Origin of the sequence: Streptomyces sp. NBC_01166, assembly GCF_045039765.1 — a bacterium.
In the GTDB taxonomy this organism is placed as follows: domain Bacteria; phylum Actinomycetota; class Actinomycetes; order Streptomycetales; family Streptomycetaceae; genus Streptomyces.
The window spans coordinates 3,055,273-3,078,334 of sequence record NZ_CP108613.1; the positions used below are offsets into that span (position 1 = coordinate 3,055,273).

The window sequence follows — 23,062 nt, forward strand, 5'->3', positions numbered from 1 at the left end:
CTCAGCCCTTGTTGACCTTGATGACGACGGTCTTGCACACCTTGTCGGCGAAAGTCTGGTTCTTCTCGTCCCACAGCGGCCACAGCCAGCCGAGGTAGCAGGCGAAGCTGTCCAGGAAGTGCGCGAGCTTACGGACGAACGCCATGCCGAACCCCAGCGGCCTGCCGTCGGCCTCCCGGTGCAGGCTGATACCGAGGACCTTCTTGCCGGTGGTCTGGCCGGTCTTGCCCTCCAGGTAGAGCTGGAAGAAAGCCATGCCGAGGGCGTAGACCACGCCGATCGCGAAGAAGATCCCCGGCTCGGCAGTCGCCGGGTCATCGCTACCCGCGAGGTCGATGAAGCCGAGTGCGTACATCGGGCCGGCAATGATCAGCACGTCCAGCAGGTACCCGCCGACGCGCTGCCCCCAGTGGGCCAGCGGCGGCAGCCCTGCCCCCGGCATGCCGGGCGGCGGGTACGCCCCGTACTGCTGCTGCGGGTAGCCGTACTGAGGAGGCGTGCCCTGCGGCGCCTGCTGGGGATAGCCGTACTGCGGGGGCACGCCTTGCGGCGCCTGCTGCGGGTAGCCGGGCTGGCCTTGCGGCGCCTGCTGCGGGTAGCCGGGCTGGCCTTGCGGAGGCTGCTGGCTGTAAGGGTTGTTGGGATCGCCGAAGCTCATGGCGAAGCTCTCCAGTTTCGAGGTGGGGACGGAGCGACCTGAGCGGAGGGCTGTTTCACGCCACGCGCAGTTGCCCCCGTACAGCCGCGGTTGTGCGCGCTCATCGTGTTCGTAGGACAAGCCGCTTGTCTAATCGGACCAGGACCTGTCCGGCCGGGCCCTGTGACCCGTGACTGAAGAGCGCGGGCATGCCTTCCTCACCGTCACCACGGCGGTCGCGCTCAGTGGGTGGACGACCACCCGGCGCCCCGTCATCGGTTTCAGGAGCGGAAGCCGATGACGCCGTAGCCCGGTCGCGCTTCTGCGTACCGCATCCAGTCGAGGCACTGCATGACGGCCTCCACGACTTCCGGCTCCAGGGGCGGCGCCTGTCCCGCCGCGTCGGCCGCGCGCTTGGTGGCCTCGAACTGCTGGAGCGCCAGGGCGATCTCGTCGGGCGTCCACTCTCCGCAACCCGGCGTGTGGGCGTAGGGCACGGGAGCGGGCGGAGCGCCGTGGCTGAACGCCTCCACGGACACAGCGGTGATACCCAAAGCCTCCAGGCCCTGGTCTACGACGGACAGCCAGTCACCCTTGTGCGGTGTGAAGCAGTCGTTGGGCAGGAACGCGCCGGTGAGCGAGCACAGCCGCTTGTAGGCGTAGCCGTACTGGAAGGCATGGTTCTGGTCACCGCTGAAGGGGCCACCGTGGACAACCGCGCGCAGCGCCTCGTCCGCGGTGGGGGCGCCCTTCTCGATCTCGTAGCTGTGGTACTCGTCGTCGCGAACCAGGTCATCCCCGAAGTCATCGCGTATCACCTTCAGCAACTGGTCATCGCGGGAGCCGATCAGGGCATGCGTAGCGGCCACATCGAGCAAGTAGACACTCAAAGAAGAACTCATGGGACGAAGCTAAGCGATGCGGGGGATGCCCCTGCGAACACACCGGCCGCGCACCGCCACGTCGGGAAGCCCTGTGCCTGTCCGGATGCCGGAGTCGTGTCGTGTCGTGTCACCGGGGCAGGTACGCCTGGACAGCGCGGACTTCGTCCAGCTTGAGGGCCATCCGCACCAGCGTTCCCGACTCGCTGATCAGCAGTTCCGGCACATGGTCCTCGTAGAAGCGGATCTGCCCGATGACGCCCCCGGTGCTGGAGTGCCGTGCCAACTGCTCCAGAAGCGGGTCCAGGTCGGAGAGGCACTCCGCGTGCACCTCCTGGCGGGCCATGAGAGCCCAGCCGCAGTCTGTCCGGTACAGCTCGCCCACCAGCAGGCCACCGATGCGCCACGCCGGTCCACGCTCGGCGAGGAGGGGGAACGCGTCGTCCGGTCCGGCCAGTTCTTCCGCAGGAGCGCCTGTCGTCCCCTCCGCCGGCCCGGAGGCAGTGCCGAGATGCCATCTCAACTCGTCCACGACCGCGCTCGGCACCGTGGCACGGAGATTCAGAGCGAGGTCGACTGCGTACATGTCACCCATCCCCGCAGCCTATTCATCTGCGGTGGGCAGAGAAAATGAGGGGAAGCCCCGACGACGGTCTGCTAGGAATACGCATTCCCGCCCCTCCGCAAGGACTTGGACGCCATGCCCCGTGCAGTCACGCTCATCCGCTCCACCGCCCTGTCCGACGTGGCCGAGTACGCCTACGCAGCCACCGCGCCCGCCGACGCACGGCTGATCTTCCTCGCCGGGGCGTGCCCGCTGAACGAGGACGGGTCAACAGCGGCCGTAGGTGACTACGCCGGCCAAGCCGCGAAGGCCCTCGAGAACATGAAGACCGCACTCGCAGCGGCGGGGGCCGGTCTGCAGGACGTCATCAGTACACGCGTACTGGTGGCCTCCACGCGGCAGGAAGACCTGGTGACCGCCTGGGAGGTGGTCCGGAACGCGTTCGGCGACCACGACGTCCCGAGCACGTTGCTCGGCGTCACCGTTCTCGGATACTACGACCAGCTCGTGGAGATCGAAGGCGTCGCCGCCGTACTCGACTCCTGATCATCACGGGGCAGCTGAGCCCCTGTGTCGTGCCGTCCGCCGAACCCTCAGACCCCGGCCGTGCAGAACACGCACGCCTCCCAGAAGGGCAACGCGTCCAGCACCCGGTGACGTACGCACGAGGCCATCGCGGCCTCCTGCGGACCGGGAAGGACGCCCGCGTCGCCCCTCGCGGTCGCAGGGTCGAACACCTCCACCATCGCCCGGTACGTGCGCAGGTAGCCCTCGGCGCGGGGCGGCTCGTACGTCAACTCGTCCCATCTGTGCCTGGACAGCGCCAGATCGAGGACGCGCAGCAGGAAGTTCTTGGCCGCGGCCCGCTCCTGCGGTGTGTCCCCCCAGTCGAGCTCCGACAGATCGAAGCCGACCACTCCACGCCCCATCACGCTCTGGTCCTGGAGCGTCAGCAGGGCGGCGAAGCGGAAGTGCCACGGCTCACGGGCCAGCGCGGACACGGAGAGCATCAGCACGTCCACGAACACCGCCGTGCCGCCGTTGGTCATCTTCAGGCGCCGGCCGCCCCCGCCGCGAAACACGTTCATGGTCCGAGGGTAGAGAGAGGGAAGGCGCCGCACCCGGTACGGACTTACTGACTCAGCCCGACGACGCCCCAGCCTCGAGAGCGAGGCTGCCGTCTTCGTCCAGTCGCCGACGGAGAAGCTCCCGGGTGAGCCCGTAGTCCGGCTTTCCGAAATCCGGTGCACGTCGCACAGCGCCCCGGCCAGACCGGCCACGGAGTGGTGGAGTTGCGCGGGCCCCAGGGCGCCGGGCTCAGCCGGTCTTCTTCCGGTCGAACCACATCGTCGCCACCGTCGGCACCACGCCGGCCCAGAACAACACGAGCGGAACCGTGCGTTGCGTCCAGGGGATCTGGGTGATCAGCAGCGCGCAGAGCATGGCCCATGCCGCCTGACCCAGGACGATGCGGGGCCAGGTACGGCGCCGGATGAGCGACAGCAGGTTGACCTGAATGCCTGCCCGCAGGCGGCGATACCGCAGCAGGGCTCCCAGGACCCAGATGGCGGCCATGGGGACGAGGTCCCAGAGCCGCTGGCCGAGCACCAGCGGCAGCTCCCGCTGGGTCTCGCCCTCCGTAGCGAACAGGTCGATGCCCGCGGCGGAGAGGGCCAGGCAGAGCAGGGCCAGCCAGCGGACGCCGCGCAGCAGGCGGTAGGAGGCCTCGTCCAGGCCTCGCTGCATCAGCGTCGAGCCGGGGGCGGAGGACAGCGCGTCGGCGTACAAGGTGGCGGCCTCCGTCGCCTTGACGCCGGGGGCCGTCGCCGCCTTCTTCGCCCGCCGGGTCAACGCCTCCTCGTGCTGCGGGTCGATCCGGAGGATGGCCCCCTCCCACTGCTCGGCGGCGGCCCGGTCGCCCGCCATGTCGGCGATCAGCAACGCCACTTCGTAGGCGTACACCTCCTCGGGACCCAGCCGGATGGCCTCCCGGACGAGTTCGTCGGCCTCCCGCAGGCCGGCCGTCATGTCCTCGCGCCGGGCCGTGCCGCCGTTGGCCTGTCCGGAGCTGATCATCCTGATGCGCCAAAGCCAGTTGGCGAGCAGCGCGTAGCCGTGCCAGTGGCCGGGGTCCAGGCGGATCACCTCGCGCAGCACGCCCTCGGTCTCCGGGAAGCGGCCCGACGCCCGCAGGGCGTGGGCGCGAATGGTGAGGGCCCCGGTGTCCTCGGCATCCAGGGCCAGCGCCCGGTCGGTGGCTTCCAGCGCCTTCGCGCCCTCTTCCTTGTCTCCGAAGAGGTGGCTGCGGGCGAGCTTGACCCAGGCCCGGACGTCTTCGGGGTCCTCCGCGAGCCGCCCGGCCAGCAGTTCCCTGGCCTCCTCGTACCGCTTGAGGTCGATGAGCAGGTCGGCCCGCTCAACGGTGGGGTGCAGGGTCGCAGTCACAGCTTGCGCCTCTTCTTCAGATACGCCACCAGGTCGTCGTACATGCCGCCCTCGTTGGCGAACATCGCTACGTTGCGCGCGGAGGCGAACCACGGTTCGGCGGACGGTACTGCGTCGCGCGCGGCGGCCAGCAGGTCCTTCATGTCGATCATCCGTACGGTACCGGTGCGCGCCGAGTCCAGTAGTGCCCGCTCGGCCGCGGCTTCGCAGACATGGGCCAGGTCCGCGCCGGACAGACCGTCGGTGATCTTGGCCAGCTTGCCCAGGTCGATGTTCTTGATGGGCCTGTCCCGCAGGTGGTGGCGGAGGATCGCCTCCCGGGCGGGTCCGTCGGGTGGCAGGACGAGGATCGTCCGGTCCAGGCGGCCGGGGCGGCGCAGGGCGTTGTCCACGTCCCAGGGCACGTTGGTGGCTGCCAGTACGAACACGCCCTCGTTCGCGGCCGAGTCGATGCCGTCCAGCTCGCTGAGCAATTGGTTGACGGTGTTACGCATACCGCTGTGCGCGGTGCGGCTGCGCTTGGCGCCGAGGGAGTCCAGCTCGTCCAGGAAGACCACGCAGGGCGCCTGGCGGCGTGCGGTCTCGAAGATCTCGTGCATGTTGCGTTCGGAGTTGCCGATCCACATGTCGAGGACGTCGTTCACGGACACGGACAGGAACGCGGCGCCGAGTTCACCGGCCACTGCCCGCGCGACGAACGTCTTGCCGCAGCCGGGCGGCCCGTACAGCAGCAGCCCGCCGCGGAGGCTCTTCCCGTACAGCTTGCGCAGCTCGGGGTTGCGCAGCGGGGCGAGGAAGGCGGCCTCCAGGCGGTCCTTGACGTCCTGCATGCCGCCGACGTCGGCCAGCCGCAGAGTGCCGGGCTCCTCGACGTCCCACGCGTCGGCACCTGCGGAGTCGTCCTGCCCGTCCGCGCGGATCGGCGTCTCGGCGAACCGCGGCGGCACTGCGTCCCCGACCTGTTCCGCGGCGGCCTTCCAGTCGAACCCGGCCCGCTGGCGAGAGGTTTGCTCCGACTGCGGGGGTTGCTCCGACGCCGGGGGGTTCTCGACCGGGGACGCCAGGCCCATGGCCCGGGCCATCAGGGTCCGGGCCTGGGCGTCACCCGGTGCGTGCTGCAGGGCTACGGCCGCCTCGGCGACGGCGTCATCGGACCGTCCCTCCTCCAGCAGGAGCTGGGCCAGGTGCAACCGCAGCGGCACATCGGCGGGAGCGGCGGCGACCGCGGCACGCAGGCTCTGTATGAGAGGGGAGTCGTCCGGCATGATCGTCAGACTAACGCCGCGGTGCGACACGTCAGGCCATCCAGCCGCGGGGTCGCTGGGGGGCGTTGGGAAGATACGGACAGAAAGTGGCCCCCATATGTCCGGCATGGACGTCCGTAACTTCCCAACGACCGGAGTCACGGCGCCCCTGCCGCGCCGCACTCAGGTCAGCGCAGCGCGGGCGGGCCTATGACTGCGAGGAGGCGCAGTTTGTCGTGGCTCTCGCTGCCCGGGACCGCCGTGTAGACGAGCAGTCGGTGTGACTGGTCCGGGTCGAGGAGGTTCTGGCAGTTGAGTTCGAGGGCGCCGACCTCCGGGTGGACGAAGCGCTTGACGTGATGGGGGCGGACGCCGACCTCGTGCTTGTCCCACAGGCCGCGGAATTCGTCGCTCCGGGTGAGGAGCAGCTCGGCGTAGCGCGCGGCTCGGGAGCCCGGGCCCCGTAGAGCGGCGACTTCACGCAGGCCGGACGCGAACATGCGGGAGAGAAACGCGTGGTCGTCCGGCGCGTAGAGCTCGCGGGCGGCCGGGTCGGTGAACCAGCGGTAGCCGATGCTGCGCGCCGGACCGGTGTATCGGGTCGTGTCGCCCGTGAGGGCTGTGCCGAGCGGGGTCTGCCGCAGCGTCTCCCCGAGCTCGGTGACCACCTCCGCGGGCGTGTCGTCCAGCCGGTCGAGGATGCGCAGCAGGCCGGGGCTGATGTGCTCGCTGACGGTGCCTGTGCCCCGTACGGGCGGGGTGTGGCCCGCGAGGCGGAAGAGGTGGTCCCGCTCGTCGAGGGAGAGGTGCAGTCCCTGCGCGATCGAGGCGATCATCGGCTCGGAGGGCTGGGGGCCGCGCTCGCGCTCAAGCCGGGCGTAGTAGTCGGTCGACATGTGGCAGAGCTCGGCGACCTCCTCGCGGCGCAGCCCGCTGGTCCTGCGCCGCTGTCCGCGCGGGAGGCCGACATCCTCGGGTTGCAGCAGCTCGCGGCGGTGCCGCAGGAACGCCGCGAGTCCGGCTCGGTCGATCTCCATGCGCTCTCTCCCTCTCGTACTGCTCCTTTGTAGCCCGCGCACCCGCGCTTATCCACGGATCGTCGATCCCCCTCTGCGGCGGGGACGGGCGGGCGGCAGGCCTGTCCCCGGCGCTGTCTGTGCAGGTCAGCTCCAGCCTGGCCGCGCCGGCCGCGCGTATCGGTGGATCGGGAGTCCCTGGATAGGTCCGGTCGTCGGGGTCACGGTGGGGGCAACGACTTCATCAGGGAGTGCACTCATGCCACGACAGGACATCGACATCACCGTTCCCGACCTGACCGGCCGGCGCGCGGTCGTCACCGGAGCGAGTGACGGGATCGGGCTCGGCATCGCCACGCGGCTGGCCGCCGCCGGCGCGGAGGTCGTCATGCCGGTCCGCAATCCGCGTAAGGGCGAGGCAGCAGTCGCCAGGATCCGTGATCAGGCCCCCGGCGCGAACGTGTCGCTGCGCGCCCTCGACCTCTCCTCGCTCGCCTCGGTCGCGGAGCTCGGCGAGACCCTGCTGGACGAGGACCGCCCCATTCACCTCCTCGTCAACAACGCCGGCGTCATGACCCCGCCCGACCGGCAGACGACGGCCGACGGCTTCGAGCTGCAGTTCGGCACCAACCATCTGGGCCACTTCGCCCTGGTCAACCACCTGCTGCCGCTGCTACGAGCCGGCCGGGCCCGTGTGACGTCCCAGATCAGCGTCGCCGCGAACCGCAACGCGATCCACTGGGACGACCTGAACTGGGAGCGTTCGTACAACGGCATGCGCGCCTACAGCCAGTCGAAGATCGCCTTCGGTCTCTTCGGCCTCGAACTCGACCGCCGGAGCAGGGCAGCGGGCTGGGGCATCACGAGCAACCTCTCCCACCCGGGAGTGGCGCCTACGAGCCTGCTCGCCGCCCGCCCCGAGGTCGGCCGCGCCAAGGACACGCTGGGCGTGCGCCTGATCCGCGTCCTGTCCGCCCGCGGCGTCGTGGTCGGAACGGTGCACACGGCGCAGCTGCCCGCCCTCCACGCCGCCACGTCACCCGAGGCCGTGGGCGGCGGGTTCTACGGACCGAGCGGGACCGGGCACCTGGGTGGCGGCCCGGCGGAGCAGCATCTGTACGGCCGCCTGCGCGGCGGCGAGGACGCGCAGCGTATCTGGCAGATCTCCGAGGAACTCGCGGGCGTTCGCTCCTGGGGATAGGCCGATCAGGCCGATGCCGCTGCTCTTCCGGGCCTGCGCCCTTCCGATCGGCGAACACACATGCTGACGTCAGTGACGTGCGCTTTCATGGGCCGCATGACTGTTCATGACGTCGCCGAAGTCCTTCCTGACATCCCGGTGCTGCGGGACCTGTGCCGATCGATAGCCATGTTGGAGGCCGTGCTGAACCCTGACGGTGAGCGCTACTACTCGTTCAGTTCGACCTGGTCGGAGACGGAGGAGGTCGCCTCCATGCGGAACGGTTCAGGGGACGAGTTCGACGTCGTCTTCTCTCCGGCGGGTACTTACATCCGAGGCTTCGACCACGAGTCGGCGATGAGCCCGTATGTCGACGACGAACCCTGGCCAGGCGTGGTGGACTCGGTGCCGGAGGTGTTCCGCAGGTACGTCGAGGAGCCGGCCTTCCCCGATGGCGGAGTGCCTACGGTCACGGCCTGCCTGTGGCGTGAGGTGGGGAGTGAGCACGGGCAGGCGGGGGAATTCGACTTCCCCGAGAACAGCACCGACGCGGCCACCGCGATCGGTTGTGCCGTCGCGGTCGGCGCATCTTCCTGACCTGGACCCGCCCGGACAGGCTCCATGAGTGGGGAGCTCACCTGCCGGAGCTCCTTGAGAGACTTACGGCCATGACCACGAGCGATCAAGAAGTGCACACGTCGCGGGATCGCATCGAAGCCTGGTTCAGGGACCGTCTTCGGACGAGGCCCCTCCGACCGGCTGCGGCCGAGAGTCGGCTCCGCGCGGTGGAGGCGGACCTTGCGGTGGCACTTCCCACCGACGTGCACGAGTGGTGGGGCCTGGAGCGTGTCAGCGCCGAATACTGGATTCCTGGACCGTTCGCTCCGGTGAGCTTGGAAGAGGCCCTGGAGACTCGAGACATCTGGTTGCTGATCGCTGAAGAGGAAGGGGCATCCTTCGGCGCGAACGGAGAACCGGAGCCGCGGTTCCTGCCGTTGTTCCTGCCGATCGCGATGAGCCCCGGCGACGACGGACTCATCGTCGACCTGCGCCCCGGCGATTCCCATGGCGCGGTTTTCCGGTGGGACCACGAGACGTGGCTGCTCGGGGTGCCGCTGTGGAGTTCGGTGGGCTCCATGCTCCAGGACATCGCTGCCGCCCTCGAATCGGGGACGCCGGTTCTGCTCCGGCACGCTGCCCTCGGCGGCACCGAGGAGACCTGTGTCGCTGTCGTGGATCATGCCGGTGATCTGGTCTGGGATGCAGCAGAACACTGATTTCGGCTCACACCCTCTCGGTGAGGACGGCACCTCTGAGGGCGGTGCATGAGCCTTCGGGTGTTGGGGATCCCGATACCTCACCCGCTCCCGGCCGGCGTCCACGAAGACCGGCCGGGGACCGGGACCGGGCATCGCCACCGGCCGGGCAGGAGCTGCCGCGGCCCCACGCCCCGCGGTGTGGCGCGGGTCACCGGAACTCAGAGGCCCGGCCGGAGAGGTAGGTGGTGTGAGGTGTAACGAACACGGAGATCGGGAGCGCATGCGTGCACGGATCAGGGCGGGCGACCGCGAGGCGTTCGCCGCGCTCTACGAGGAGTACGCGCGGGCGGTCTACAACCACGCCTACCGGCTGACGGGCGACTGGTCGACGGCCGAGGAGGTGCTGTCCGAGACCTTCCTGGCGGCCTGGCGCACCCGTCACGCCGTCGAACCGGAGGGCGACTCGCTGCGGCCGTGGCTGCTCGGGATCGCCACGAACAAGGCGCGCAACGCCAACCGCGGCATCGGGCGGCGTCTGGCCTTCCTGGCCCGCCGCCCCGCCCCGGAGCCGGTGGCGGACATCGCGGACGCCACGGCAGGGCGTGTCGACGACGCACGGCGGCTCGCCGCGGTCCAGCGGGCGCTGGGCGGGCTCCGCCGCCAGGAACGCGAGGTGCTGGTTCTCTGCGTCTGGTCCGGTCTGGACTACGCCGAGACCGCCGAGGCCCTCGGCATCCCGGTGGGCACCGTGCGGTCGCGGCTGTCCCGTGCCCGCGCCCGGCTGCGCCGGCTCACCGACGAGGAGCTCGGCCGGGCGCCGGACGGGCCCACGCGGGAAGCACGCCCCGGAGAAGCGGTCCGATCCGGCCGGGAACCCCGCCCCGGCCGCGGAGAGGTAGAGAGCAGGGCCCCGTTCGTGGCCCTGCCCATCCAGGAGGAAGCCCGATGAACGACCGCACCTCCGGCCCCGAGCAGGCCGAACGCGAGGAACTGGGCCGGCTGTTGCCGGCCCCGGCCGAACGGGATCTGCCCCCGGGCCGTCATCTCCACCACAAGGACACCCTGATGCGTCTGATCGACCAGGACGGCGACCGCGCCACCGCCCTCCCCCGTCTCCTGCGCCCTGCCGTTCTGCTGCCCGCCGCCGGACTGGCCCTGGGCGGGGTGCTGCTGACCACGCTCGCCGTGACCGGCCAGGACGGCGCTCCGTCACCGTCCGCCGCGGGCACAGGCTCCCACGCACAGGCCCCGCGCGGTGCGGCCGTACTGCTCGACCGGATCGCGTCGGTCGCCGGGGAGAGCGACGAACAGACGGTGACCGGCGACCAGTTCGTGTACGTCAAGACACTGCAGACCGGGAGCGAGGGGGAATTCGGTGGTCCGTTGAAGCTGGGCAAGCCCCACGAGCGTGAGGTCTGGATGGCGCAGAAGGCGGGACCGGTGATCGATGTCGGCCTGATCCACGAGGAGGGCTCGTACCTCCCGATCACCGTCGGGGTCCCGGACGGCGAGACCCCCGTCGGCTACCCGGCGGGCCTCAACCGGCCGACGTACACCTGGCTGGCCTCGCTGCCCACCGACCCCGACGTCCTGCTCCGGCGGCTCACCACCGAGATCACCCGGGACCAGGACGCGCGCGACACCCCGGCCGAGGATCGTGACCAGGCCCAGGACGCCTTCGACGCCATGGGTGAACTGCTGCGGGAGACGGTGATGCCGCCGAAGACGGCGGCCGCTCTCTACAAGGCGGCGGCGAAGATCCCCGGCGTGACCGTGGACTCCGACGCGGTGGACGCGGCCGGCCGGCACGGGATCGGCGTGGCCCGCGACGACACCCGGGCCGGCTGGCGCACCGCCTGGATCTTCGACCCGACCACCCTGGAGTACCTGGGCGAGCGCACTTACCTCATCCGGGACACCACCATGGGCAAGAAGGGCGCCCTGCTCAGCAAGTCGGCTGTCCTGGAGCGCGGGGTCGTCGACGCCCTCCGCGAGAGGCCGTCGGCCGGGAAGCCGTCGACGACCTGATCCCCGCGGGGGCCTGCCGGGGCGTGACCACGCGCCCCGGCACCGGTTTCTCTCCTGAGCGAGACACCGTCGGGCCCGGGCGCTTCCCCGTCCGGGCGGCGCGTCCCGCCCCGATAAGGTCGCCGGCATGCGCGGTGTGCGAGTGGTGCTGATCGGCGGCACGTCGAACGTCGGGAAGTCGACCGTCGCCCGAGCGGTGGCGGACAGGCTCGGCTTCGAGTGCCTGTCGACGGACAAGCTGGCCCGGCACCCGGGAAGGCCCTGGCGAACGCCGGAGTGGGAGGTGCCGCCGCACGTCGCCGAGCACTACGGCACCCTCACGGTCGACGAGCTGATCCGGTCCGTCCTCGACCACTACGAACGGCTGTGGCCCCGCATCGAGGAGCTGATCACCGCCCGCGCGGCCGAAGGCGGCACCGGGACGGGCCTGGTCCTCGAGGGGTCGGCGCTCCTGCCCGTACCCGTCGCGGAGCTGGAGGTCCGGCGTACTGCCGCGGTGTGGCTCACCGCGGACGACGCGGTGGTACGCGCCCGGGTGCGTACCGCCGGACGCTACGAAACGGCGACGGCGGCGGAACAGCACCTGATGGACCAGTTCCTGGCCCGGACCGGGCGCTACCAGGAGCTCATGCTGGACGCCGTCGACAGGCTGGGCCTGGACCGCGTCGACACGGGCGCGGGGCGCTCGGTCGCGGAGTCGGCCGACTCGGTGCTCGCGGCCGTCGACGCGCAGGTCGCCGTGGGGCGCTCGCCCGCCGGGGGGTGAGAGGCCGCACCCCCACCGGCGAGGGCCCCGCGAGGAGTGTCAGTGCGCCGCGAGGTCCGCGAGCAGCTCGGCGGCGGGCTTCGGGTGGACGAGCCAGCGCAGGTGGCTCCCCTCGAGTGTCCGGACGTCGAAGGGATTGTCCGGTGTGAGCGCGTCAGCTTCACGGATCATGCGGTCCTGCACGGCGGGCGGAACGCTGGTATCGGCGGCCAGGCGCACATAGGTCCTGGGAATCCGGCCCCAGGTCGCGGCCTGGGCCCGGTCGGCGGGCGTACCGCCGTCGAGGTTCTCGTCGGGCTGGAAGGTGTTCAGGAAGGTCCGGAACTCGGCATCGGTGAGGTCGGCGGCGAACGCCTGCCTGAACGCGGCGAGCGCGACCGGGTCGGCGGTGCGGAAGTTGACCCGCAGAAGGCCCAGTTCGGCCGGGTTTCCGACGAGCGCGGGAGCCAGGGCTCCCGGGTCGACCTCCGCCATCTCCGGCTGGGTGTAGTAGCCGGCCACGTCCAGATCGACGGGGCACCAGGCGGAGACGTAGACGATCCGGTCGATCAGATCGGGCCGGGCGTTGGCGACGGCGGTGACGGTGATGCCACCCCTGCTGTGGGCGACGAGGATGGCCGGGCCGTTCCGCTTGGCCCGCTCGAGGGCTTCGATCACGCGGGCGACGTTGTCCGCGAGCGTGACTCCCTTGATGCTCCCCGGCTCCCCGGCCAGGGCGTCCAGGTCCTGAGGGGTCTGGTAGGCCGCTGGGAAGGTCGCCTCGAACCCGTGCCCGGGAAGGTCGACCGCGGCCGAGCGGTGTCCCAGCAAGGCGAGTTCGGCTTGCAGCGGGGCGAACGAGAACGAGTTCGCGAAGGCGCCGTGGACGAGGACGAAGGTCGGCAGATTCTGCATGCCTCAGCCTCCAACAGAATGATCTTCGGAACAATACCCGTGCCAGGGTCACCGCTACTCACCCGCCTGAAATGTCCGGTCTTCCAGCATGTGCAACCGGGGGTTGACCGTTCCGCCACGCGCCCCTAAGTTTCTCGCAACCCGCTGGTACATCGATTAACCACCCCCGGTTAACGTCCTGGTTGGAGACATCCCGCTGTGCGCTCACCCCTGAGTCGGCGCGGTTTCCTTGCCGCTGGTTCCGGCCTCGCCGCCGCTGCCGCGCTCCCCGCAATGTCCGGCTGCTCCACGCTCGCCTCGGCCGATTCCGACCCCGGCTCCCTACTCGTCCACACCCAGCTCGGGACCACCGCGCCGGGCTCCGCCACGTACACCGCCGTCGTCAAGGCCTTCGAGAAGGAGAACCCGGGCATCCGGGTCAAGAACCTCGTCAACGGCGACGACCTCCCCCAGGTCTACGAGACCTCACGGCTGGCCCGTAAGGAGCCGGACGTCGTCATGGTCAACCTGTACGACAAGACGCTGGCCTGGACCGACGTCGGTGCCACCGTCGACGTCAAGGGCTACCTCGACGACTGGGGGCTGCGCGACCGCGTCCTGCCCGCCGCCCTGACCGAGTGGACCGACGACAAGGGCAGGCTCCGCGCCTTCCCGTACTTCGCCACCAACTGGCCCGTCGCCTTCAACACCCACCTGCTCGACCGGGCCGGCGTCGGCTCCGTCCCCACCACCGGGGACCAGCTCATCGGCGCCGCACGGAAGTTGCGCGCCAAGGGCATCGCCCCCGTCACCGTCGGCGGCAACGACTGGACGGGGCAGAAGCTGCTCGCCCAGATCATCCAGACCTTCCTCACCCCCGAGGAGGCCAGGCAGGTCTACACGACCGGCGACTTCAGCGGCAGCCGGGGAGCCCGCGCGGGCATCGACTACTTCGTGACCCTGCGGGACGCCGGTGTCTTCGCCGACAAGGCGCAGGGGCTGACCTCCGACACGATGACCACGCAGTACAACACGGAGGCGGCGGCCATCCAGTCCGCGATGTCCTCCGCGCTGGCGAAGGTCCCGGCGAAGGCGGCCGGGCACACCGAGATCGGCGGCTGGCCGCTCGCCCCGGGTGCTGCCCACGAGAAGCCGACCATCCTGCGCTCGTACACCCTCATCGGCTTCTGGATCAGCCCCAACGGCGTCAAGAAGCTGCCCTCCGTCGAGAAGTTCCTCCGCTTCATGTACCGCCCCGACGTGGTGTCGCGCTTCATCACCGAGAGCGGCCGGGACATGGCACTCGTGACCGACACGGTCAGCAAGGACTTCCCTCTGGTGGCGAAGGCCCAGCAGCTCGGCGACCGGGTCGGCCAGGCGCTCCTGCCCGACCTGTACGTCCCCCCGACCGCCACCCAGCCGCTGATCACCGCGACCAGCACCGCATTCACCCGGGGGACGAGCGCGGCCTCCGTGCGCTCCGCCCTGGAATCCGCCTACCGCACGGCCTGATCCGCGCGCCCGAGCCATTGCGAGTCCTCCCATGACGATGCTCTCGTCCGCCCCGGGCGGCGCCTCGGTCCGCGGACCGGTCCCTCCCCCGCCGTCCGCCCCCACCACGAAGCGCCGCACGCAGGGCGGGGTCATCCTCGCCGTGCCCGCGCTGGTCTGGTACCTCGTCTTCATGGTCGGCCCGCTGGTCGCCATCTTCGTCATCGCCGTCCTGCACTGGCCCGGCATGCTCCAGCCGGTCTCCTTCGCCGGCACCGGCAACATCAGCGCGGTCCTGGACGACCCGGTCTTCTGGGACGCGGTACGCAACACCGCCGTGCAGCTCGCCGTGGCCGTGCCCCTGATGATCATCGGGGCGTACATGCTCGGGTACTACGTCGCGCAGAAGCCGCCGGGCCACCGCGTCCTGCGCTATCTGCTCTTCATCCCCGGGCTGATCTCCACCCCGGCCAAGGCAATGGTGTTCTACGCGGTCCTCTCCCCGGACGGCCTGCTCAACGGTGCCCTGGACAAGGCCGGTCTCGGCTCGCTGACCGATGCCTGGCTCGCCTCGCCGTCCACCGCGCTCGGCTCCCTCATCCTCCTCGACGTGTGGAGCGGCATCGGGTTCACCGCCGTGCTGTTCGCGGCCAGGCTCGGCAGCGTCCCGGACGAGATCGGTGAGGCCGCGCAGCTCGACGGCGCCGGGCACTGGCGGGCCATGTGGCGCATCCACTTCCCCGTCATACGTGACTTCGTGGGCGTCGTGACGATGCTCCAGTTCCTCTGGACGCTGTTCGGCTCCGCGCAGAACGTGCTGCTGCTCACCCAGGGCGGGCCGGGGAGCTCGTCGACGACGTTGTCCTTCCTCGTCTACCAGAAGGCGTTCATCGCGGCCGACCTCGGCTACAGCCAGACCGTCGGTGTGGTCCTCTTCCTGGTCGGTCTGGCCGGGCTGCTGACCATCCGCCGCGTCTTCCGCCAGAACTACTGATCGGAGCTGGTCCCATGAAGTTCGGAAGGTCCTGGCTGCCGGCGCACATCTTCGCGTGGCTGTACATGGTGCTGCTGGTCGTCCCCCTCTACTACCTGCTGGTCTCGGCGTTCAAGACGAACGACCAGATCTTCGGGAGCCCGTTCTCCCTCCCCACCTCCCTCTCCACCGCGAACTTCACCGAGTCGTTCTCCTCGGCGCACCTCGGGCCGGCGATCCTCAACTCGATGCTCGTGACCGTGCTGGCGCTGCTGCTCACCCTGGCGCTCGCGATACCGGCCGCCTTCGCCATCGCCCGGGCGGAGGGGCGGCTCGGGGCCCTGGTGGAGCGGGTGTTCTCGCTGGGCTTCCTGATCCCCACGTTCGCCGCGCTCTTCCCGACGTTCCTGCTGGCCGCCGCCACCGGGCTGTTCCACACCCGCGCGTTCATGGTGCTGTTCCTGCCGGCCACGGCGATGCCGCTCTCCGTCGTCATCCTGGTGCAGTTCATGCGGACCATCCCGCGTGAGATGGAGGAGGCGGCGCGCATGGACGGCGCGTCCACCTTCGCCGTCCTGCGGCACGTCTACACACCCATGTGCATGCCGGGGATCGCGACGATCCTGCTGCTGAACTTCCTGACCTTCTGGAACGAGTACCTCTACTCGCTCGTCATCATCGGCCCCGACCCGGACCTGCGGACCGTGCAGGTCGCCCTGCCCACGCTCAAGTCCCTGACGGGCACGGACTACGGCATTCTTACGGCGGGCACGGTGCTGACCCTGGTCCCGGTCTGGGTGGTCTACACCGTGCTCCAGAAGCGGATGCAGCAGGCCCTCGTCAGCGGAGCGGTGAAGATGTGAACAAGCCTCTCGAAGGGCGTACCGCCGTGCGCCCCACCATCAAGGCCGTGGCCGCCGCGGCGGGTGTGTCCACCGCCGCGGTCTCCCAGGCCGTCAACGGCACCGGCCGGATCTCGGAGGCCACCCGCCGCCGGGTCCTGGACGCGGCCACCGAACTGGGCTGGTCCCCCAGCGCCTCCGCGACGGCGCTGCGCCGGGCCCGCACCCGTACGATCGCGCTCGTCGTCCGGCGGCCCACCGATGTGCTGGGCTCCGACCCGCACTTCAGTGAGCTGATCACCGGTCTGGAGGGCGAGCTCGCGCCGCGCGGTTACGGTCTGCTGCTCCACCTGGTAGCCGACATGGCCCAGGAGAACGCGCTGTATGAACGGCTCGTCGCGGAGGGCCGTATAGACGGCGCGGTGCTGACCGACGCCCGTGCCGACGACCCCCGCCCGGACCTGCTGCGCGGCCTCGGGCTGCCCGCGGTCCTGCTGGGCGCACCCGACGCCGGGTCGCCCGTGCCCCGGGTGGGGCTCGGGCAGCAGGGCGCGGGCGTGAAGGAGGCCGTGGCCCACCTGCTGGACCTCGGCCACCGTCGCGTCGCCTACGTCGCGGGCCCGGCCGAACTGCTGCACACCCGGCTGCGGTTGAACGCTTTCGAGGAGGCCCTCGCCGAGGCGGAGCTGGCGCCCGTCGCCGTACGGCACAGCGACTTCACCGAGCAGGCCGCAGTAGCCGTCACCGAGGAACTGCTCTCCCTGCCCGACCGGCCGACGGCCCTCGTGTTCCCGAACGACTCCATGGCCGTCTGCGGCATCGGCACGGCGCAGCGCGCCGGGCTCCGGGTGCCCGGCGACCTGTCGGTGGTCGGCTACGACAACCTCTCGCTCGGCCGCTGGGTCCACCCCCGGCTCACCACCGTCGACCAGCAGGTGCAGCGCGTCGGTGCCGCCGCCGCCCGCACGCTGCTCGCCGGGTGCGGGGAGGACGTGCCCCCGCCGGAGCTCGACGGCCGGCCCCGGCTGGTCGTACGGGAATCGACCGGCCCGCTGACACCCCCGACCTGAACCGCCGCACCACCCCGGCACCGCCCGCACATCGAAGAGGACCAGAAACACCATGCGACGCCACAGCGCCCAGCTCACCCACGACTCCGCCGTCCTCCCGTGGCTCGGCGCCAACTTCTGGTCCCGCACCGGCGGTCCGCTGATGTGGCGGAACTACGAGCCGAAGACGGTGCGCGAGGAGCTGGCCGTGCTCGCGGAGCACGGTCTGAACATGACCCGGTCCTTCTTCTACTGGCCCGACTTCCACCCGGAGCCCGGACGGATCGACGAGGAACTCTGCGACCGTTTCCGTGACTTCCTGGACGCCCACCACGAGCTGGGCATGGGCACGGTCCCTACGTTCATCGTCGGCCACATGTCGGGCGAGAACTGGGACCCGGCGTGGCGTGGTGACCGGGATCTGTACGAGGACGTGTGGCTCGTCGGCCGGCAGGCGTGGTTCGTGTCGCAGATGACCCGCCGCTTCAAGGACCACCCGGCGGTCACCGGCTGGCTGATCACCAACGAGATGCCGGGCTACGGCCGGATCTACCAGGTCGACCCGCCGTCGAGCGATGTCGTCACCGCCTGGGCGCAGTTCATGTGCGACGCCGTACGCGCGGCGGGCGGCACCCAGCCGGTGTCGCTCGGCGACGGCGCCTGGGGCATCGAGGTCACGGGGCGTGACAACGGCTTCTCGCTGCGGGAGACCGCCGAGTACGTCGACTTCGTCGGCCCGCACGTCTACCGCTCCGACACGGACCGGCCGCGCCAGCACTACCGCGCCGCGTTCGAGTGTGAACTCGCCGCCGTCACCGGCCAGCCGGTCGTCCTCGAGGAGTTCGGGCTCTCCACGGACACGGTCTCGGCCGCGAACGCCGGCATCTTCTACCGGCAGACCCTGCACAACTCGCTGCTGGGCGGGGCCACCGGCTGGATGGCCTGGAACAACACGGACTACGACGACCTGTGGGAGCAGTCGCCGTACGACCACCACCCCTTCGAGATGCACTTCGGGATCACCGACAGCGCCGGGCGTCCCAAGGAGCCGCTGCGTGAACTGGCCGCTTTCGCACAGGTCCTGGAGCAGGTCGACTTCCCGCGCTGCCGCCGTACGGACGCGGACGCGGCTCTCGTCGTGCCGGCCTTCCTGGAGCGGGGCTACCCCTACAGCCGGCCCGCCGACCGCCCGCTGATCTTCACCTCGCTGCACCAGGGTTATGTGGCGGCGCGCGGCGCGGACCTGCCGGTGGCGTTCGCCCGGGAGGCCGACGGGCTCCCGGACGACGCCTCGCTGTATCTGCTGCCGTCGACCCGCCAGCTGACCACCCGCGCCCGCCGCGCGCTGGAGCGCCGGGCGAGGGAGGGGGCCACGGTCTATCTGTCGTTCTGCTCGGGCGAGTACCCCACGACCCGTGGTCCGTGGTTCCACGACCTCGACGGGCTGTTCGGAGTGGAGCTCCAGCTGTCCTACGGCGTCGCCGAGCCGATCGAGGACGACGTCCTGGAGATGACGTTCACCGAGGACTTCGGCTCGATAGCCGCCGGAGAGGTGCTGACCTTCCCGGTCGCGGGCAACGAGGACAGCCGCGCCTATCTCCCGGTCGTCCCGGACGGCGCGCGGGTGGTCGCCACCGACGCGCACGGCCGCCCTGCGCTCCTGCGCTACGAGACGGGCGCGGGCCGCACCGTCCTGGCCACGTATCCGCTGGAGCACATGGCCGCCCGGACGGCCCGTGCCAACCCCGAGCAGACCCACCGGCTGTACGCGGCGCTCGCCGAACTCGCCGGTGCGGCACGCCCGGTGACAGTGGACACCCCGTACGTCAGCGCCGACACGCTGGTCCGCGAGGACGGCACGCGCTTCGTGTGGCTGGTGAGCCAGTCCGGCGAGGAACTGGCCGTGCGCCCGTCGGCGGACGGGGAGCTGCGCGAGCTGACCGGCGGGGACCCGGTGCGGGACGTGACCCTCGCCCCGTACGGCGTGCGCGTACTCGAACTGCGCTGATCCCGCGACCCGTCCCTGCTTCCGAGGTGAGTCACCCCATGTCCGAGCCACTGTTCCGCGACCCGGAGGCATCCGTCGCCGACCGGGTGCGCGATCTCCTGTCGCGGATGACGCTCACCGAGAAGGTGGGCCAGGTCAACCAGCGGATGTACGGGTGGGACGCGTACGAGCGCACCCCGTCCGGTCACCGGCTGACGGATGCGTTCCGTGCGGAGGTGGCGGCCTACGACGGGATGGGCGCGCTGTACGGACTCCAGCGCGCCGACCCCTGGTCCGGTGTGACGGCGGAGACGGGGATCGGCGCCGCGGACGGGGCGCGGGTCTCGGACGCCGTGCAGCGGCACGTCGTCGAGAACACCAGGCTCGGCATCCCGGTGCTCTTGGTCGAGGAGATGCCGCACGGCGTCCAGGCGCTGGACGGGACGGTGCTGCCGGTGAACCTGGCGGTCGGCGCCACCTGGAATCCGGAGCTGTACGAGGAGGCGGCGGCCCTCGCCGCCGGGCAGCTCCGGGCCCGTGGCGGCCATGTGGCGCTGGTGTCCGCGCTCGACCTGGTGCGGGATCCGCGCTGGGGCCGCGCGGAGGAGTGCTTCGGGGAGGACCCGTATCTGGCGGCGCGCTTCACCGAGGCGCTGGTGCGCGGGGTGCAGGGGCCGGCCGGGGAGCGCATCGGGCCGGACCGTGCCGCCGTGGTCCTCAAGCACTTCGCCGGGCAGGGAGCCACGGTCGGCGGCCGCAACAGCGCGGCCACGGAACTGGGCGCGCGGGAACTGCACGAGATCCATCTCGTGGCGGCGCTGGCGGGCGTACGGGCCGGAGCCGCGGGACTCATGGCGGCGTACAACGAGTTCGACGGCGTCCCGTGTGCGGCGAGCCGCCGGCTGCTGACCGGGATCCTCCGGGAGCAGTGGGGCTTCGGCGGCCTGGTGATGGCCGACGGGCTCGCGATCGACCGGCTGGTGCGGATGGCGGGTGATCCGGCGGCTGCCGGTGCGATGGCGCTGCGGGCCGGGACCGACCTGAGCCTGTGGGACGACTGCTACCCCCGGCTGGCGGAGGCGGTCCGGCGCGGGCTGGTCGACGAGGCCACGCTCGACACGGCGGTCGGGCGCGTCCTGGCGCTGAAGTTCCGCCTCGGGCTCTTCGAGGAGCCGTACACCAGCGCCCGGGTGACGGACCCCGCGCGCGTGGAGGAGCTGAGTGAGCGCGTCGCCCGCGAGTCCGTGACGCTCCTCGAACACGACGGGGTGACGCTGCCGCTGGCCGGACGCCCTGTCGGGACCGTGGCGGTGATCGGGCCGAACGCCGACTCCGTGCCGCAGCAGATCGGGGACTACACCGCGCCGCAACGGCCCGGCACGGGCAGCAGTGTGCTCGCGGGCCTCCGTGCCGCGGCGCCCGCCGGCACGGACGTCACGTACGCCCGGGGCTGCGGCCTCATCGGCGGCGACCGGTCGGAGCTGCCGGAGGCGGTGGCGGTCGCCTCCGCCGCCGATGTGGCGGTGCTGGTCCTCGGCGGGTCGAGCGCGCGCGAGTCCGGGACGCGCTTCGACGCGAACGGGGCGGCCGTCGTCGCCTCCGGGAATCCGGTGGAGATGACGTGCGGCGAGGGCGTCGACCTGGCCGAACTCGCTCTGCCCGAGGGACAGTCGGCGCTGCTGGACGCCGTCTCGGCGACGGGCACCCCGGTGGTCGTGGTGCTGGTCCAGGGCCGGCCGCACGCCCTGCCCGACCTGACCGACAGGGCGGCGGCGGTGCTGAGCGCCTGGTATCCGGGCCCGTGGGGCGGAAGGGCGGTCGCGGACGTGCTGTTCGGCCGGTCGGCCCCCCAGGGGCGGCTGCCGGTCTCGGTGCCCCGCTCGGCGGCCCAGCTCCCCGTGTTCTACAACGGGAAGGACCACGGCTACCGGGGTTACGTCGACCAGCCCGCCACCGCTCGTCACGCGTTCGGCCACGGGCTGTCCTACACGACGGTCGAATACGGCACGCCCCGGCTGTCCGTGCCGTCCCTGGCGGTGGACCGGTTCGACGGGCCGGCACCGCTGTGCTGCACGGTCCGCGTCGCCAACACGGGCGCCCGGCCGGTGCGGGAGACCGTCCAGCTCTACGTGCGCCGGGTGCTCGGGGGGACGTCGTGGCCGCGGGTGCGCGAACTGCGGGGCTTCGTCCGGGTGGAGCTGGCGCCGGGCGAGAGCACCGAGGCCGGCTTCCCGGTGGACGCGGCGGTCCTCGCCTCGTTCACGTACGCGGGGGAATGGGCCGTGGAGCCGGGCGAGTTCTTGATCGAGACGGGGCCGTCCTCACGGCTCACCCAGGGCGCCCGGCTCACGGTGACGGCGGCGCCCACCGGGCGGGGCACGGGGCCCCGGTGACGGCGCACGCGCCACAGGGACCGGCGGCCCTCCCCGTCCTGTCAGGCCGTCCCGGGCCCCGCCTGCACGGCCATCGCGGTGCCCGGCGCCGCCTCCGGTGAGGGGGCCGCGGCTCCCTTCGCCGTACGGACACGAGCGCGGTCGTTGCGCCCGCCGCCCCGCACCAGCAGCACGCTCACCGCGGCCAGGAAGCCGACGACGGTGAGGCCGACCAGGCCGCCCTTCGTCGAACCGGTCGTGTCCTCGATGATCCCGAAGGCGGTGGGGGCGACGAACCCTCCGAGGTTGCCGATGGAGTTGATCAGGGCGATGCCGGGGGCGGCGGCCCGGGCGTCGAGGTAGCTCTGCGGGATCGTCCAGAAGACCGGCGATGCGGGCTTGAAGCCCACTGCCGCCAGGCAGAGCGCACCCAGGCCCACCCAGGGTGAGACGAAGACCGCGAGCAGTGTGCCGCAGCCGCCGACGAGGAGAAGGACCACCAGGACCGGCCGCCGTTTGCCGATACGGTCCGAGATCCGCCCGCTGACGTACACGGCGAGGATCGCGCAGATCCAGGGCACGGACGTCAGAAGTCCGACCTGGAGGTCGTTCAGACCGCCGATGTCGTCGACGATCGACGGCAGCCAGAACGTCACCGCGTACAGGGCGACGTTGATCGCGAAGTAGATCCACAGGAAGAGCAGCATCTGGGGGTCGGCGAGCAGCTTCCAGCGGGAGACCCGGGCCCTGGAGCCGCGCTGTGCGTCCCGCGCGTCCTGTTCGGCGTCGATGGTGGCGACGAGGCCGGCCTTCTCCTCGTCCGTCAGCCAGGTCGCCTTCTCGATGCTGGAGTCGAGGTAGCGGTAGACGACGAAGCCGAGGACCACGGAGAAGACGCCCTCGACGAAGAACATCCACTGCCACCCGGAGTGGCCCCAGAGTCCGTGCATCTCCAGCAGCGCCCCGGAGACGGGACCGACGATGACGGTCGCCGTGCCGGAGCCCATCAGGAACACGGAGGTGGCCCGGCCGCGGTGGGAGTCGGGCAGCCAGCGGCTGAAGTAGTAGATGACGGCCGGGAAGAAGCCGGCCTCGGCGACGCCGAGCAGGAAGCGCAGGGCGTAGAACATGCCCGGGCTGTTGACGAAGGCCATCGCGGTGGCCACGACGCCCCAGCTGATCATGATGCGGGTGAGCCACACCTTGGCCCCGAACCGCTCCATCATCATGTTCGAGGGCACCTCGAAGATGGCGTACGCGATGAAGAAGATCCCCGCGCCGAGTCCGAACGCGGCGGCGGACAGCCCTACGTCGGCGCGGAGCTGGTCCTGGGCGAAGCCGAGGTTGACGCGGTCCATGTAGTTCGCGACGAACATCACGAAGAAGAGGGGGATCACGCGGCGGAAGATCTTGCGGATCGCGGACCGGACGACGGCCGGGTGCTGGACTTCGGG

The 23,062-nt window shown here is 70.9% G+C and carries 21 protein-coding genes and 1 pseudogene; 13 read left to right on the forward strand and 9 right to left on the reverse strand.

Going from position 1 to position 23,062, the window contains the following annotated elements:
* Nucleotide 1: 1 nt before the first annotated feature.
* The 3 genes from OG379_RS14040 to OG379_RS14050 all read right to left on the reverse strand — a co-directional run bounded on the left by OG379_RS14040 (nt 2) and on the right by OG379_RS14050 (nt 2,113).
* The gene (locus tag OG379_RS14040; protein ID WP_405662599.1) at nt 2-658 is read right to left on the reverse strand and encodes an RDD family protein; all 657 of its coding nucleotides are present in this window, start codon (nt 656-658) and stop codon (nt 2-4) included.
* A 260-nt stretch (nt 659-918) separates the two neighbouring features.
* Nucleotides 919-1,539 carry a hypothetical protein gene (locus OG379_RS14045; RefSeq protein WP_405662601.1) on the reverse strand — a complete coding sequence of 207 codons (621 nt, stop codon included), beginning with the start codon at nt 1,537-1,539 and terminating at the stop codon, nt 919-921.
* Nucleotides 1,540-1,648: 109 nt separating this feature from the next.
* Entirely contained in the window at nt 1,649-2,113 is a 465-nt protein-coding gene (locus tag OG379_RS14050; protein WP_405662604.1) for a hypothetical protein, read from the reverse strand.
* 105 nt (nt 2,114-2,218) lie between these two features.
* Between OG379_RS14050 and OG379_RS14055 the strand changes: the two genes are divergently transcribed.
* Nucleotides 2,219-2,629 carry a RidA family protein gene (locus OG379_RS14055; RefSeq protein WP_405662607.1) on the forward strand — a complete coding sequence of 137 codons (411 nt, stop codon included), beginning with the start codon at nt 2,219-2,221 and terminating at the stop codon, nt 2,627-2,629.
* 47 nt (nt 2,630-2,676) lie between these two features.
* On the opposite strand, the gene OG379_RS14060 is transcribed toward OG379_RS14055, so the two are convergent.
* The 4 genes from OG379_RS14060 to OG379_RS14075 form a co-directional block, all read right to left on the reverse strand.
* Nucleotides 2,677-3,171: a hypothetical protein gene (locus OG379_RS14060; RefSeq protein WP_405662610.1), complete on the reverse strand. Its 495-nt coding sequence runs from the start codon at nt 3,169-3,171 to the stop codon at nt 2,677-2,679.
* A gap of 229 nt (nt 3,172-3,400) precedes the next feature.
* Nucleotides 3,401-4,528: a tetratricopeptide repeat protein gene (locus tag OG379_RS14065; protein ID WP_405662613.1), complete on the reverse strand. Its 1,128-nt coding sequence runs from the start codon at nt 4,526-4,528 to the stop codon at nt 3,401-3,403.
* Nucleotides 4,525-5,793 (reverse strand): ATP-binding protein, encoded by a 1,269-nt coding sequence (locus OG379_RS14070; RefSeq protein ID WP_405662615.1) that lies wholly within the window; start codon nt 5,791-5,793, stop codon nt 4,525-4,527. The genes OG379_RS14065 and OG379_RS14070 overlap by 4 nt, the downstream gene beginning before the upstream one ends.
* A gap of 167 nt (nt 5,794-5,960) precedes the next feature.
* The gene (locus OG379_RS14075) at nt 5,961-6,809 is read right to left on the reverse strand and encodes a helix-turn-helix transcriptional regulator (RefSeq protein ID WP_405662617.1); all 849 of its coding nucleotides are present in this window, start codon (nt 6,807-6,809) and stop codon (nt 5,961-5,963) included.
* 238 nt (nt 6,810-7,047) lie between these two features.
* Between OG379_RS14075 and OG379_RS14080 the strand changes: the two genes are divergently transcribed.
* From OG379_RS14080 to OG379_RS14105, 6 genes and pseudogenes are all read left to right on the forward strand, one after another.
* Nucleotides 7,048-7,989 carry an SDR family oxidoreductase gene (locus tag OG379_RS14080; RefSeq protein WP_405662619.1) on the forward strand — a complete coding sequence of 314 codons (942 nt, stop codon included), beginning with the start codon at nt 7,048-7,050 and terminating at the stop codon, nt 7,987-7,989.
* Nucleotides 7,990-8,085: 96 nt separating this feature from the next.
* Nucleotides 8,086-8,517, forward strand: a pseudogene (locus OG379_RS14085) (hypothetical protein); the annotation flags it as partial.
* A 119-nt stretch (nt 8,518-8,636) separates the two neighbouring features.
* The gene (locus OG379_RS14090) at nt 8,637-9,245 is read left to right on the forward strand and encodes an SMI1/KNR4 family protein (protein ID WP_405662622.1); all 609 of its coding nucleotides are present in this window, start codon (nt 8,637-8,639) and stop codon (nt 9,243-9,245) included.
* A gap of 262 nt (nt 9,246-9,507) precedes the next feature.
* Nucleotides 9,508-10,176, forward strand: coding sequence for an RNA polymerase sigma factor (locus OG379_RS14095; RefSeq protein WP_405662624.1), 669 nt, complete (start codon nt 9,508-9,510; stop codon nt 10,174-10,176).
* A complete protein-coding gene (locus tag OG379_RS14100; RefSeq protein WP_405662626.1) occupies nt 10,173-11,255 on the forward strand; it encodes a CU044_5270 family protein in 1,083 nt (360 codons plus the stop codon). Before OG379_RS14095 ends, OG379_RS14100 begins: the two co-directional genes overlap by 4 nt.
* 127 nt (nt 11,256-11,382) lie before the next feature.
* Entirely contained in the window at nt 11,383-12,021 is a 639-nt protein-coding gene (locus OG379_RS14105) for a hypothetical protein (protein WP_405662629.1), read from the forward strand.
* A gap of 39 nt (nt 12,022-12,060) precedes the next feature.
* On the opposite strand, the gene OG379_RS14110 is transcribed toward OG379_RS14105, so the two are convergent.
* Nucleotides 12,061-12,915, reverse strand: a complete 855-nt coding sequence (locus OG379_RS14110; RefSeq protein ID WP_405662631.1) for an alpha/beta fold hydrolase — start codon at nt 12,913-12,915, stop codon at nt 12,061-12,063.
* 198 nt (nt 12,916-13,113) lie between these two features.
* Between OG379_RS14110 and OG379_RS14115 the strand changes: the two genes are divergently transcribed.
* The 6 genes from OG379_RS14115 to OG379_RS14140 are packed head-to-tail and all read left to right on the forward strand — an operon-like array spanning nt 13,114 to nt 21,629.
* Entirely contained in the window at nt 13,114-14,406 is a 1,293-nt protein-coding gene (locus OG379_RS14115; protein ID WP_405662634.1) for an ABC transporter substrate-binding protein, read from the forward strand.
* 31 nt (nt 14,407-14,437) lie between these two features.
* On the forward strand, nt 14,438-15,379 hold the full coding sequence (locus OG379_RS14120) for a carbohydrate ABC transporter permease (protein WP_405662636.1): 942 nt from the start codon (nt 14,438-14,440) through the stop codon (nt 15,377-15,379).
* Between the two features lie 14 nt (nt 15,380-15,393).
* Nucleotides 15,394-16,221 (forward strand): carbohydrate ABC transporter permease, encoded by an 828-nt coding sequence (locus tag OG379_RS14125; protein WP_405662638.1) that lies wholly within the window; start codon nt 15,394-15,396, stop codon nt 16,219-16,221.
* The gene (locus tag OG379_RS14130; RefSeq protein WP_405662641.1) at nt 16,218-17,270 is read left to right on the forward strand and encodes a LacI family DNA-binding transcriptional regulator; all 1,053 of its coding nucleotides are present in this window, start codon (nt 16,218-16,220) and stop codon (nt 17,268-17,270) included. Before OG379_RS14125 ends, OG379_RS14130 begins: the two co-directional genes overlap by 4 nt.
* A gap of 52 nt (nt 17,271-17,322) precedes the next feature.
* Nucleotides 17,323-19,257, forward strand: a complete 1,935-nt coding sequence (locus OG379_RS14135; RefSeq protein ID WP_405662643.1) for a cellulase family glycosylhydrolase — start codon at nt 17,323-17,325, stop codon at nt 19,255-19,257.
* A 38-nt stretch (nt 19,258-19,295) separates the two neighbouring features.
* Nucleotides 19,296-21,629 (forward strand): glycoside hydrolase family 3 N-terminal domain-containing protein, encoded by a 2,334-nt coding sequence (locus OG379_RS14140; protein ID WP_405662646.1) that lies wholly within the window; start codon nt 19,296-19,298, stop codon nt 21,627-21,629.
* Between the two features lie 41 nt (nt 21,630-21,670).
* Here the strand turns inward: OG379_RS14140 and OG379_RS14145 are convergent, their stop codons facing one another.
* Nucleotides 21,671-23,005: an MFS transporter gene (locus OG379_RS14145; protein ID WP_405668499.1), complete on the reverse strand. Its 1,335-nt coding sequence runs from the start codon at nt 23,003-23,005 to the stop codon at nt 21,671-21,673.
* Between the last annotated feature and the right edge of the window lie 57 nt (nt 23,006-23,062).